7 protein-coding genes are annotated in these 13,045 nt (G+C 72.0%); 2 read left to right on the top strand and 5 right to left on the bottom strand.

Annotation, left to right across the window (positions count from 1 at the left end; genetic code table 11):
- The first annotated feature begins 19 nt into the window (after nt 1-19).
- Nucleotides 20-1,663 carry a phosphoglucomutase (alpha-D-glucose-1,6-bisphosphate-dependent) gene (gene pgm / locus MILUP08_RS11855; RefSeq protein ID WP_007457879.1) on the top strand — a complete coding sequence of 548 codons (1,644 nt, stop codon included), beginning with the start codon at nt 20-22 and terminating at the stop codon, nt 1,661-1,663.
- A gap of 122 nt (nt 1,664-1,785) precedes the next feature.
- Here the strand turns inward: pgm and MILUP08_RS11860 are convergent, their stop codons facing one another.
- The 3 genes from MILUP08_RS11860 to wecB form a co-directional block, all read right to left on the bottom strand.
- The gene (locus tag MILUP08_RS11860) at nt 1,786-2,697 is read right to left on the bottom strand and encodes an NAD(+)/NADH kinase (protein WP_007457880.1); all 912 of its coding nucleotides are present in this window, start codon (nt 2,695-2,697) and stop codon (nt 1,786-1,788) included.
- A 101-nt stretch (nt 2,698-2,798) separates the two neighbouring features.
- Nucleotides 2,799-5,900 (bottom strand): M14 family metallopeptidase, encoded by a 3,102-nt coding sequence (locus MILUP08_RS11865; RefSeq protein WP_007457881.1) that lies wholly within the window; start codon nt 5,898-5,900, stop codon nt 2,799-2,801.
- Between the two features lie 132 nt (nt 5,901-6,032).
- Nucleotides 6,033-7,115 (bottom strand): non-hydrolyzing UDP-N-acetylglucosamine 2-epimerase, encoded by a 1,083-nt coding sequence (gene wecB / locus MILUP08_RS11870; protein WP_007457882.1) that lies wholly within the window; start codon nt 7,113-7,115, stop codon nt 6,033-6,035.
- 124 nt (nt 7,116-7,239) lie between these two features.
- Between wecB and MILUP08_RS11875 the strand changes: the two genes are divergently transcribed.
- Nucleotides 7,240-9,408 (top strand): Gfo/Idh/MocA family oxidoreductase, encoded by a 2,169-nt coding sequence (locus MILUP08_RS11875; RefSeq protein ID WP_007457883.1) that lies wholly within the window; start codon nt 7,240-7,242, stop codon nt 9,406-9,408.
- Nucleotides 9,409-9,492: 84 nt separating this feature from the next.
- Here MILUP08_RS11875 and MILUP08_RS11880 read toward each other — a convergent pair whose 3' ends face one another.
- On the bottom strand, nt 9,493-10,680 hold the full coding sequence (locus tag MILUP08_RS11880; RefSeq protein ID WP_007457884.1) for a glycosyltransferase family 4 protein: 1,188 nt from the start codon (nt 10,678-10,680) through the stop codon (nt 9,493-9,495).
- Nucleotides 10,677-12,677 (bottom strand): heparinase II/III domain-containing protein, encoded by a 2,001-nt coding sequence (locus MILUP08_RS11885; RefSeq protein ID WP_007457885.1) that lies wholly within the window; start codon nt 12,675-12,677, stop codon nt 10,677-10,679. Before MILUP08_RS11885 ends, MILUP08_RS11880 begins: the two co-directional genes overlap by 4 nt.
- Nucleotides 12,678-13,045: the final 368 nt, after the last annotated feature.

Consider the following 13,045-nt stretch of genomic DNA (forward strand, 5'->3'; position numbering starts at 1 on the left):
ATCAAGGAGGTAGAACCCCGTGACCCATCCCCGTGCCGGCCAGCCCGCCGAGCCCGCCGACCTGGTCGACGTGCCGCGCCTGGTGACCGCCTACTACGCCGAGCATCCGGACCCCGCGGACCCGGCGCAGCAGGTGTCCTTCGGCACCTCCGGCCACCGGGGTTCCAGCCTGCGCAACGCGTTCAACTCCGACCACATCCTCGCGGTCACCCAGGCGCTCTGCGACTACCGGCGGGAGCAGGGCCTCGACGGCCCGCTGTTCCTGGCCCGGGACACGCACGCGCTCTCCGCGCCGGCCGCCGTGGACGCGCTTGAGGTGCTCGCCGCCAACGGGGTGACAGTGCTCGTCGACAGCCGGGACGGCTACACCCCCACGCCGGCGCTGTCGCACGCGATCCTCACCCACAACCGGGGCCGCACCAGCGGGCTCGCCGACGGCATCGTCATCACCCCGTCCCACAACCCGCCCGACGACGGCGGCTTCAAGTACAACCCCACCAACGGCGGGCCCGCCGACACCGACGTCACCAGGTGGATCCAGGACCGGGCCAACACGATCCTCGCCGCCGGGCTCAAGGAGGTCCGCCGGATCACCTACGCGCGGGCCCGGGCCGCCGACACCACCGGGGAGTACGACTTCCTCGCGCACTACGTCGACGACCTGCCGGCGGCGATCGACATCGACGCCATCCGCGACGCCGGTATCCGGATCGGCGCCGACCCGCTCGGCGGGGCCAGCGTGGCGTACTGGGGGGAGATCGCCGAGCGGCACCGGCTGGACCTGACCGTGGTCAACCCGACCGTCGACCCGACCTGGCGGTTCATGACCCTCGACGGCGACGGCAAGATCCGGATGGACTGCTCCTCGCCCAACGCGATGGCGTCGCTGATCGCCGCCCGCGCCGACTACCAGATCTCTACGGGCAACGACGCCGACGCCGACCGGCACGGCATCGTCACCCCCGACGCCGGCCTGATGAACCCCAACCACTACCTGGCGGTGGCGATCGGTCACCTGTTCCGCACCCGCGCCGACTGGGGTCCGGACGCCGCGGTGGGCAAGACCCTGGTCTCCTCCTCGATGATCGACCGGGTGGCCGCCGACCTGGGCCGGCCGCTGCTGGAGGTGCCGGTCGGCTTCAAGTGGTTCGTCCCCGGCCTGCTCGACGGAGCGGTCGGCTTCGGCGGTGAGGAGAGCGCCGGGGCGTCGTTCCTGCGCCGCGACGGCTCGACCTGGACCACCGACAAGGACGGCATCCTGCTCTGCCTGCTCGCCTCCGAGATCCTGGCCACGACCGGGCGCACCCCGAGCGAGCACTGGGCGGAGCTGGCCGAGCGGTTCGGCGCGCCCGCGTACGCCCGGATCGACGCCCCGGCCACCCGGGAGCAGAAGGCAGTGCTCGCCAAGCTCTCCCCGGACCAGGTCACCGCCACCGAGCTGGCCGGCGAGCCGATCACCGCGACCCTGACCACCGCCCCCGGCAACAACGCCCCGATCGGCGGCCTCAAGGTGAGCACCGAGTCCGGCTGGTTCGCCGCGCGCCCGTCGGGCACCGAGGACGTCTACAAGATCTACGCCGAGTCCTTCCAAGGCCCCGACCACCTCAAGCAAATCCAGGAAGAAGCCAAATCCCTGGTAGACCAGGCCCTGACCCAGCCCTAACCCCACCCACCCCCACCCCCCACCCCCCGACTTCCGGGTTGATCATGAGGTTGGCGGGGCTGTTGATCTCCAAAGGCCACGTCAACCCCATGATCAACCGCGAGGTCCGGGGTGGGTGGGGGTTAGCAGCGTGGGGGGATTTCTTGTTCGTTGGGGTTCTGGAGTTCCTTCGGGAGTAGTGCCTTGAGCTGCTCGGGCAGGAAGGGCAGGTCGAGCAGGCTCATCTTCAGCTGGTTGCGTTCCTGGTAGCGCAGCGGATCGAAGCGGACCACAAGCCCGGCGTTGCGTCGGTAGCTGATGTCCACCGCGCCCTCGTCCGCCGCATCGCGGAACACCAGCCCGTCCATCTCCACCACGACAGCCGACGAGTGGGGCTCCAACTCCAGCCGGATCCTCTCGTCCCCGGAGAGCACCACCGAGCGGGAGATGCCGGCCATCGGCGCCGACGGCGTGACGACCACCGCGTCCGCCGCCGGGGAGATCAACGGACCGCCGGCGGCATAGCTGTACGCGGTGGAGCCGATCGGCGTGCTCACCACCACGGCGTCGGCGCGGTAGTAGCCGTACTGCTGGCCGTCGACGGCAAGCGTGGCGGTGACGAAGCCCGAGCCGGGTTGCCGGACCAGGGCGATGTCGTTGAACGCCACCACGTCGTCGCCGCACACGTCGCAGGCCAGACAGGCGTGTGACTCGATGGTGAAGTCCTTCGACAGCAGCCGGCTCAGCGCCTCGGGCAGCGCCGGCGGCTCGATCTCGACGAGGAAACCGAGCCGGCCCAGGTGGACGCCGAGCACCGGCTTCGGGTCGAGGACGGCGGAGCGCAACGCGCCAAGCATGGTGCCGTCGCCGCCGATGCTGATCAACGCGTCGGCGCGGACGGCCACGTCCTTCTCCGGCACGGGCTCGACGCTGGCCGGCACGCGGTGCTTGTCCTCCGCGCGCACGAAGAGCGACTTGTGGTGGCGCGTCGCCCACCGTTCGATGATCCCGACCACCTCGGTGACATCCCGGGTGGGGTGCAGCACCAGTCCCATCCCCGCCACCCGTACAGCTCACCACACAGGCGTCGGACGCGTCCGGCGTACCGGGGAAGGTGCGCCGGCGATCCACGGACCGCCGGCGCACCGTCCCGCCGTCAGCGGCGCGGCCGGCCGCTCAGGTGGGTCAGTGAGCGGGCGACCAGGTCGTCGCGGACTGCCGGCGGCAGGCCCTCCAGCCCGAAGCCCAGGTACACGGTGTCCGCGGTGACCACCACCGACCCCTCCTCGAACGCCTGCTGGCTGCGCGACCAGTCGGTGGCGTTGCCCCCGGAACCCGCGGGCGGCCCGGCCACCGTCCAACCACCGAGGTCCTCGGTCTCGAACGAGGTCTCGGTGACCGTGGACCCGTCGACGAGCACCCGGGCGTCGTCCAGGAAGACACCCAGGCCCTGGGTGCCCCAGTCGGAGACGTACGAGATCGACACCTCGACCTGCTTGCCGGCGTACGCCGACAGGTCGATCGAGAAGTCCTGCCAGCCCCCGGACGCGCCGGTGACCGCGTGCCACTCCCCGGTGCTGCCGGTGGGCGAGCAGTCCGCGCCCTGGTAGTGCCCGAGGAACGGGTGCAGGGTCTGCCAATCCGACTCGCAGCTCTCCCCGGTCTCCCGGCCGGTGTGCCCGTTGGCGTCGGGCAGGGTCGTCCAGTCGTCGCTGCCCACCTCGTGCGCCTCGACGATCAGGAAGTCCCAGTTCGCCTCGACGTCGTACGAGGCGGCGAAACGCAGCTCACCGCTCGTGGCCCCGGAGAGGTCCACGGTGCGGGTGAGGCGCTTGAACGACTCGTCGGCCTGCCCGCTCCACAGGTACCAGTCCCCGGTGCGCGGGTCGAACGGGGCCGCACCTGGGCGGACCCAGTCCACCGGCGCGGAGCTGGCGAACTGCGGGAACGCGTCGACCGGCAGGAAGCTCGACGTGGTCAGGAACGAGGCGGTGTGGCCCTGGTTGCCCGCCGACCCGGCCCCGTTGAGGGTGCCCTCGAAGCCGGTGAATGCCCCGTCGGTGCCGTGGACCGGGAACGGCCCGTCCGCGCCGGTGCCGCCGTCGCTGACGTAGGTGTGGGCGCCCAGCCAGTACTGCTGGAAGTCGTTCAGCAGCGGCAGGCAGGTGGGATCCTCGCCGTCGGTGCACTCCGGCGGCGCGTCCGGCTGGTAGACGTACGACCCGTTGGCGCCCTGGGCGTAGAGGGCGTACTGGCCGCTGACGAGCAGCTTGCCGCCCTCGTTGAGGTAGTCCCGCACGGCCAGTTCGGTGTCCAGCGCCGCCTTGGCCGCGGTGCCGGCCACCTGGCCGGGGGAGCGCAGGATGACGTCGTCGCCGGTCTCCCAGACCACCGTCTTGTAGTGCGACAGCACGCCGAGCGGGTGCGGCGCCGTGCGACGCATGGCGTCGAAGTCGTACACGTCACTGCTGCGCCCGGCGGCGGTCAGCGACGCGGCGACCTCGTCGGCGTACTTCGCGGTGGCGCCGGTCTGCGCCGGGCTCAACCCGGTGACGTCCTCCATGGCGAGGACGAGCACGTCACCGCCGATGTCGGTGTGCACCCGGTAGGTGAAGTGCTCGCTGGCCACCACCTTGGCGCGCTGCTTGACGCCGGTGAACCAGACCTCCACCCGGTCGCCGGGCTTCGTGCCGGTGACCGTGCCGCGCAGTTCGGCGTAGTAGTCGTCGTTGGTGTCGCCGTACCGCTCGCCGCCGCGCCACTCGCGGACCCCGACGGTCTTCGGCCGGCCACCGTTGACGACGTAGTGCATCCGCACGTTCTTGAGTGCCCGGCGGGTGATCGAGGCGACCTGCTGGGTGCGCCCGTACGAGGTGTCGAAGGCGTCCACCACGAAGTCCGGGGTGCTGCGGCCCACCACCGACACCGGGTCGTCCGGGTCGGCCGCGGACCTGGCGACGGCCAGCGCGAACGGCAGGTTCTTGCTCACCTCGCCGGCGATCAGCGTCTCGTCGTCGGGGAAGATGAAGTCGCTGACGCAGTCCTCCGGACGCCACTGGTCGTCCGGGTCGACGGCCGCGGCGGACTCGCAGGTCGACATCTCCGGGGTGAAGCCCAACGTGCCGTAGCGGACGGTGGCGTGGCTGTCGGTGTCGCCGTTGGTGGTGTAGAGCTCGGCGGAGATGTCCGGGTCGTAGCCGGGAACGGCCGGGTGGGCGTCGTCACCGGCCATCGCCTTGTAGATCACGTCGTCCGGTGTCGGCGTGCTCACCTGCCAGCCGACGCCGTAGAGCAGCAGTTGGGCAGCCGAGTGGTAGTTGACGAAGAACTCGAAGCCGACCCGCCGCAGCAGCCCGTCCAGTGCCTTCGTCTCCGGCTCCGAGGCCGGGCCGGGGCCCCGGTAGGTCTCGCTGTTCGCGTCGGGCGAGGAGCCCTCGTTGTCGTACCCCCACTTGTAGGCGAAGTTGCGGTTGAGGTCGACGCCGTCGCCGGGGCCGATCTGGCCGTCGCCGTCGTTGTCCCGCAGGTTCTTGCGCCACAACCGGTTGCCGGGGGTGAAGGTGTGGTCGTAGCCGTCCGGGTTGGCCACCGGCAGGAACCACAGCTCGGTCGTGTCGAGCAGGCGGGTGATCTCCCGGTTCGTGCCGTAGCTGTCGAGCACGTGGTGCATCAGCCGGCGGGTCATCTCCGGCGTGATCCACTCGCGGGCGTGCTGGGCGCCGGCGTAGAGCACCGCGGGTCGCTGGCCGTCGCGGACCTTCCTCGCGTCGCTGGTCACCTTGATCGCGAGGATCGGCTTGCCCTGCCGGGTCCTGCCGATCGTCTCCAGCTTGGTCAGCTTCGGGAACCGCGCCGCCGTGGCGCTGATCTCGTCGCGCAGGCCACCCGGTTCGCTGTACGGGCGAAACGCCGACCAGCCCGCCGCGGCCTGCTCTCGCAACGCCTGCGACGCGTCCTTGCCACGGACCTTCTTGACGGTGAGCGGGACGCCCCTGTCGGTCAGCCGCCTCGCCTGCCGGGGGGTGAGGACCGTCTCGACGGCGGTGCGGCCGGTGGAGTCCGGCTTGGCGTCGTGACCGAGGTCCACCCCGGCCTCGCGCAGCAGGTCACGCTGCTTCGGGTCGACAGTGCCGACGTACACCTCCAGGCCCTCGCGGGCACCCGGGTCCGCCGGTGGCCGCGCGCTCGCCGGCGGGGCCAGTGCCAGGGCACCGAGCAGGGTGACCACGCCGGCGATCGCCAGTCGTCTCGGTCTCATCGCGCCTCCTTGTGTGAAGGACCAGTAGGCGCGAGCCTTCGGTCTGGTCTGATTGATGTCAATAGGTCGATGGCCGGGATGTTGCCGCACGTGTCGGTGTCGGTGCCGGACGTGACCACTCGACGAGGTCGGCTACCGCAGCGTCGCCGCGATGATCCGCGCGATCCGCTCCCCGGCCGCGCCGTCCCACAGCGGTGGCGTGGCCCGTACGGCGAGCCGGCCCGTCGCGAGCGTGCTCGCCACCGCCTCGGCGAGCGTCGAGCGGGTGACGAGGCGGTTGGTGCCGTGCGTGATCGTGATCGGGCGTTCGGTGTTGGGCCGCAACGTCAGGCAGGGCACGCCGAGCATCGTCGTCTCCTCCTGCACGCCCCCGGAGTCGGTGACGACTACCGCCGCGCCCCGGACCAGGCTGACGAACTCGAGATAGCCCAGCGGCTCGATGACCCGCATCGCGCGATGGGAGAGCAGACCGGCGTTCTCGAGGTGACGCCTGCCGCGCGGGTGCAGTGGCAGGACGACGGGCAGGTGGTCGGCGACGCTGTGCATCGCCTTCACCAGGCCGACGGCGTCCGCCGCGTCGTCGACGTTGCCCGGCCGGTGCAGCGTCGCGACGACGTAGCGCTCGGGGAGCGCGAGCGCGGCACGGATGCCGGCGACGTCGAAGCGGTCGAGGTTGGCAAGCAGCGTGTCGATCATCGGATTGCCGACCAGGTGGACCTTCTCCGTCGCGATGCCCTCGGTCTCCAGGTGTGCCAGGGCGTCGGGGCTGGTGGCGAACAGCAGGTCGGACACGTGGTCGACGACGACCCGGTTGATCTCTTCGGGCATGGACCGGTCGAAGCTGCGCAGGCCCGCCTCCACATGCGCGACGGGGATGCCCAGCTTCGCCGCGACGAGGGCCGCGGCGAGTGCGGAGTTGACGTCTCCGTACACGACGGTGAGCGCCGGGCGGTCGGCGACCATCAGCTCTTCCAGGCCGGTCATGACGGCGGCGGTCTGGCTCGCGTGGCTGCCCGAACCCACCCCGAGGTTGAGGTCCGGCTCGGGGAGGCGCAGTTGGCGGAAGAAGACCTCGGACATCCGGTCGTCGTAGTGCTGTCCGGTGTGGACCAGACGCTGCCGGACGCCGTGTCGGTCCAGCGCGCGGATCACGGGCGCCGCCTTGGGGAAGTTGGGGCGTGCGCCCGCGACGTGCAGAACGGCGTCGGCTGGCATGGATCTCCTCGTAAATTCGGCGTGAATCAGCGGCGTCGTACCAATGGTACAAGTTATCCAATTTGATACCTTTGCTCTCTGTGCAGTGTCGACTGACTCTTATCTCCGAAGGCAGGCAGACCGCGTGAAGCAGATCGTCCAATCCGTGTCCGGTGGCGAGTTGCGAGTCGTGGAGGTTCCGCAACCGGAGCCGGGCGCGACCGAGGTGCTCGTCGCCACGCGCAGGTCCCTGCTCTCCGCGGGCACCGAGCGCGCCGTACGGGAGCTGGCCTCGGCGAGCCTGCTGCGCAAGGCCCGGGCCCGGCCGGATCTCGTCCGCCAGGTCGTCAACCGGGCGCGCACCGGGGGAGTCCGCTCGACGCTCGCCGCGGTGCGCAGCCGTCTCGACGAGGACATGCCCCTCGGCTACAGCGCGGCCGGCGTCGTCGTCACCGCCGGCGCGGCGACCGACGGGTTGCGCCCCGGGATGCGGGTGGCCACGGCGTCGGCGGGGCACGCCGAGTACCAGGCGGTGCCGGGACTGCTCGCGGTGCCCGTCCCGGACGCGGTCTCGGACCAGGCGGCCGCCTTCGGCGCGGTGGCGGCGATCGCGTTGCAGGGGCTGCGGCAGGCCGAGGTGGGCGTGGGCGGCTCGGTCGCGGTCGTCGGCCTCGGCCTGGTCGGGCAACTGACGGTACGCCTGGCACTCGCCTCCGGGCTCACCGTCGTCGGCATCGACCTGCGCGGGTGGACCGCCGAGCTGGCCGGCGGCGCGGGCGCGCTCGGGCTGGTCGAGGCCGGTGCGGCGACCACCGAACAGGTCATGGAGGCCACCCGTGGTCGAGGCGTCGACGCGGTCCTGATCACGGCGGCGACCACCTCGTCGGAGCCGGTCGCCCGCAGCGCGGAGATCGCCCGCGACCGCGCCCGGCTGGTCGTGGTCGGTGACGTCGGCCTGGACCTCGACCGACGGCGCTTCTACGAGCGCGAGCTGGACCTCCGCTTCGCCCGCAGCTACGGTCCCGGCCGCTACGACCGCGCGTACGAGGAGTGGGGCGTCGACTATCCGATCGGCCACGTGCGCTGGACGGCGCGGCGCAACGTGGAGACCTACCTCGACCTGGTGGCAAGCGGCCGGGTCGCGGTCGACGACATGGTGACCCACGTCTTCGACGTGGAACGCGCGACGTCGGCGTACGAGGTGCTGGCGTCGGACCCGCGCTCGCTCGCGGTGCAGCTCACCTACTCGGCGCCCGCGCAGCCGACCTCCCGCGTGGCCACGATCCGGCCGCGCCACCGATCGACGTCACCCCGGGCGGGGCTGATCGGGGCCGGCACGTACGCCAAGGCGACCTTCCTGCCCGCCCTCAAGGCGGCCGGCTGGGGCGACGATCTCGCCGCCATCACGTCGGCAAAGGGGCTGTCGGCACGCCACGCCGCGGAGCGCAACGACATCGCCGTCGTGGCGCCGACAGTCGAGGACCTGCTCGCCCGCGACGACGTCGACGTGGCGTTCGTCCTCAGCCGCCACGACTCCCACGCCGAGCTGGCGGTGCGGGCGCTCGACGCCGGCAAGCACGTCTTCGTGGAGAAGCCACTCGCGCTGACGCGGGACGAGCTCGACGACGTGCTGGCCGCGTACGACCGCAACCCGGGCCACCTGTTCGTCGGGTTCAACAGGCGGCACGCGCCGATGGTGGCGTACACCCGCAAGGTCCTGACGGCCGGGTCCGGGCCGATCACCATCGCCTACCGGGTCAACGCCGGGCAGTTGCCCGCCGCGCACTGGTACCACGACCGCCGCCAGGGTGGCCGCGTCCGGGGCGAGGTGTGCCACTTCATCGACCTCGCGTCGTGGCTGGTCGGCGAGCAGCCCCGGGTCGTGCACGCGTACGGGAGCGGGCGCGGCGAACCGGGCCTGGAGGAGGACGTGAGCGTCCTGCTCGGATACCCCGACGGCTCCACGGCGACGATCACGTACTCCACCCGGGGGCACCGTCGCACTCCGAAGGAACGACTGGAGATCCTCGGCCGTGGCCACACCGTGCTGATCGACGACTTCCGACGCCTGGAGGTCGACGGCCGGGAGGTCAAACGGGCGCCCGGCGGCAAGGGGCACCAGGAGCAGCTCGCCCACGTGCGGGCGGTGATCACCGGGAACGCGCCCCACCAGCGCGGCTTCGAGGCGTCGATCGGTACGACTGAGGCGGCGCTGTCCGCGGTAGCCGCCCTGGCCGGCATTCCGCAGCTTCCGGCGCGACTGCCCACGCAGATCGACGTGGACAGCGGCGTGAACGCCGGGATCTCCTCCTGACGCGGCGCGGCCGGCGCTGACCCGGGCGGGTCAGCGTCCCGCACTGACCCGGGCGGGTCAGCGTCCCGCACTGACCCGGGCGGGTCAGCGCCCCGCGTCGTCCGGGCCGTCGACGAGCGTGGCGAGCAGGCGTCCGAGGGCGCCCGACATCGCCGTCCGCGACTGGTTGTCCCGTATCCACCGCCGGCCCGCCGCGCCCATCTTCGCCAACTCGTCCGGGCTGGCCTGCACCATCTGGGCGAGGCCGTGGGCGAGGTGCCCGGGCGGGGTCACGGACCCGGCGTCGGCACCCAGGACGAGGTCGCCGACGATTCCCGGGCTGTTGGTGACGATCGGCAGGCCGGCGGCCATGTAGTCGAACACCTTGTTGGGGCTGACCCCGGCGCGGAACAGTTCGACGTCGGCGAGGACGTGCACGCCGACGTCGGCCGCGTGCAGGAGATCGGGGATCTCGGTCTTCGGCACCGGGTCGAGGAACCGTACGGTGGGGATGTCGCGCGCCGCCGCCCGCAGGCGTGCCTTCTCGACGCCCGATCCCACGAGTACGACGTCGATCTCCGGCACCGCCCGCGCGGCGGTCAGGAGCAGGTCCAGTCCGTTGGCCGGGCCGTGTGCTCCCGCGTAGACGGCCGTCCGGCGGGTGAACCCGTACCGTCGCCGCAGCTCGTCGCGGTCACCACTGGGGACGAAGTCGTCCGGGTCGGCCGCGTTGGGAATGAACACGATCCGCTCGGGTGGTACGCCCTTGCTCTCGATCGCCGGCCGCACGCCCGCCGCCAGGATCACCACCCGGTCGGCGCGTCGGTACAGGAAACGCTCCAGGCGCTCCAGCGCCCGGTACGCCGTCGACGTCTCCGACAGCGTCCCCATCTCGACGAGCACCCGTGGCCACAGATCACGGACCTCCAGGACGAACGGCGTACGCCGCAGTGCCGCCACGACGCAGCCGGACAGGCCGGCCAGCAGGTGTGGCGACGACGCGTAGACCACGTCCGGTCGGGGCTGCCGCAGGCCGGCCACTGTGGCCGTGAGCCCGTAGCTGGCCCAGTTGAGCACCCGGCCCAGGCCGTTGCCCCGGTACGGCGTCACGGCGACCGGGTGGAAACCCGGCTCCGGGAGCTGCGGCCGACCGGTGATCATGTTGCGGCGGCTCGCGATGATCACGTGCGTCCAGCCGGGCAGGCGGCTGAACAGCTCGACGTGCCGGGTGCCGCCCGGGTGGCCCGGGGGCACGGCGAAGTGGTTGAGGACGAGGACGCTGCGTCGTGTCATAGCGGTGCTCCCACGTGCTGGACTTCCCCGGAGGTGAGGTGGGTGACAGCCAGGGTGGCGCCCACGTCGGTCCAGGCCACCTCGTAGCGGAGGCCGTCGACTGTGGTCGCGTCGGGACGTGGCCCGGGCACGACGCCGAGTCCCCAGGCGACGGTGTCGGCCCGGGTCTCGGTCGTGATCCACGTCGCCGGCTCCCACCGCCCGTACGTCCGGCTGTGCCAACCGGCGAACGGCGTCGACCGTCCGCGCACCGCCTCGTACCCGTCCAACCCGAAGAGGTGGAGTTTGGTGTCACCGGTGACGAGCACGTCGTTCTCCACCGCGACGTCGGGGTGCAGGGGGATCGTGAGCGACCAGGAGTCGGCGGCCCCCGGCGGGTCGGCGAACTCGACGACCGCCACGTACGCGTCGGCCACCACCACGGCCCGGCCGACGCGCACCGGGCGCTCGCCGCGCGCGTACGCGTCGTGCCAGCCGAAGAGGATGGTGCGGTCCGGTAGGACGAGCGGCGCTCCGAGGTGACCGCGACCGGTGGCGAGCCAGCGGAACGCGCGGTGCGGGATCAGCTGGTCCTGCCCGTCCGGGCGGCGCACGGGGTGGGCGGCGGAGGTGCGCAGCCCGTTGCGTACCTCCAACGGGCCGTTGTAGGTGCCCGTGCCCGGGTCGGCGATCAGCCAGCGGCCGTTGTGGGTGACCCAGACCGAGGTCAGGTCGGCGTGGCCGTGCGAGGGGCCGCCGTCCACCTTGAACCACACCCGCCACGGCCCCCGCTCGACAAGCGCGGTGCCTCCCGAGGTCGTCGCGCCGCGCCGGGCCGGCGGATACGACGCGGCGGTGGCCTCCTCCCGGGCGCTCGCGGGCGCGTACCAGGCCAGTTCGTCGAAGTCGGCGTACCACCGCGCCGGCAGCCGTTCGCCGGACAGCGCCAGCCCGAGCGCGGCCGAGCCGGCCACGTCGAGTGGGTCGCCGGAGGACGCGAGCACCCGGCCCTCGTCCCAGTCGCCGTACTGCGGGACGTCCCCGTCGAACACGCCGAGCCGGGCGAGGTGCAGGCTGGCCGCGCGCAGGTCGCGGCGCACGCCGGCGGGCGCGCCGCCGAGCAGCAGCCGCACGACGAGCATTTCCAGAACGAAGCGGTGGTACGACAGCGAATCCTCGATCATGCGGCCGTCCGGCCCGAAGTGCCGACGCTGCTGCGTGGCGAACATCCGCTCGCCGGTACGCGCCCACCAGCGGGCCCGCGCGGCGGTGGGGAACATGCGGGACAGCAGGATCAGCCCGAGCGCGTCCCCGAGCATGTGGTTGTTGCGCATGCTGCTCACCGTGTACGGCAGCTCGACCAGCAGATGCCGTGCGCTGGCGAGCAGGTGCCGTTCCATGGTGGCCACCACGTCGCGGGGCAGTCGCTCGCCGGCAAGCGCCAGGATCTGGTTCCAGGCGACCGCGCGCAGCGCCAGTTCGAGGCTGGAGTACCAGTTCACGCCCCGCTCGGGTGGCGACTGCTCGCACCAGGCCCGCAGCAGGTCGCCGAGGCCGTCCCGCCAGGGGCCGGCCGGGTCGAGGCGGGCCGCGCGGGCCAGGACGACCAGGTCGCGGTGGCGGGCCGCCTCCCAGGTGTGCTTCACGTCCGACAGCCGTTCGCCGGAACGGATGTCGACGCGCCACCAGGGCGTGTCCGCCGGCCACTGCCGCCCGGTCAGCGGGTCGGTGCTCCACGGCGTCGACACGCCTGTCGCCACCCGGGCGCCGAAGACCCGCAGCCCTTCGTGCAGGACGCGGCCGGCGTCGTCCAGGCAGCGCTGCCGCGCCTCGTCGCCCAGCGGCGCCGTGCTGCCCAGCGGCACCGGGGTGGCCGGATGATGCCGGTGCGTCTCGCCGCGGAACAGGACGGCGTGGAATCCGCTGCGCTTGGACGCCTCGTACGCCGCGCGTAACGGCGCCGACGGGCCGAGGGCGCGCATGTCCACGGCGATCGCACGGAGATCGGGTCTGGCCATCGGGTTCCCCTTGGGCAGGACGACGGAGGCGATCGCGGCCTGCGGAAACGCAGACCACTCGCGGTGCCGAGCGTGGGCAGCTCGAAGCAATGGGGAGGGCGACGATATCAGCTTATTGGCGGGATTTCGCTCATTATCTCCCGAACCCACTCGTGATCCGGGAAGCTGCATTGCAGCACGAATAGGACATTCATCGCGGCCTCGGAGGCCACTGCGGCGTGGTGTGCCGCTCGGGGCGCTCGTCGGTCTGTCGTGTCCAACGTCGCCGGTGCGGCTTCAGTGACGAAGAGGAGTGGTCGTGACATCGCAAACCCGGTCGGTCTCCGCCCGCGTCGGGCCATCACCCCGGTGAGCACACGGTCGTTGGC

The organism is Micromonospora lupini str. Lupac 08 (assembly GCF_000297395.2).
In the GTDB taxonomy this organism is placed as follows: Bacteria; Actinomycetota; Actinomycetes; order Mycobacteriales; family Micromonosporaceae; genus Micromonospora; species Micromonospora lupini.

Bases quoted from the DNA above. Each gene is read 5' to 3' on its own strand.
- MILUP08_RS11880 (WP_007457884.1), bottom strand. From the start codon at position 10,680: ATGACACGACGCAGCGTCCTCGTCCTCAACCACTTCGCCGTGCCCCCG.
- MILUP08_RS11860 (WP_007457880.1), bottom strand. From the start codon at position 2,697: ATGGGACTGGTGCTGCACCCCACCCGGGATGTCACCGAGGTGGTCGGG.
- MILUP08_RS11865 (WP_007457881.1), bottom strand. From the start codon at position 5,900: ATGAGACCGAGACGACTGGCGATCGCCGGCGTGGTCACCCTGCTCGGT.
- MILUP08_RS11885 (WP_007457885.1), bottom strand. From the start codon at position 12,677: ATGGCCAGACCCGATCTCCGTGCGATCGCCGTGGACATGCGCGCCCTC.
- wecB (WP_007457882.1), bottom strand. From the start codon at position 7,115: ATGCCAGCCGACGCCGTTCTGCACGTCGCGGGCGCACGCCCCAACTTC.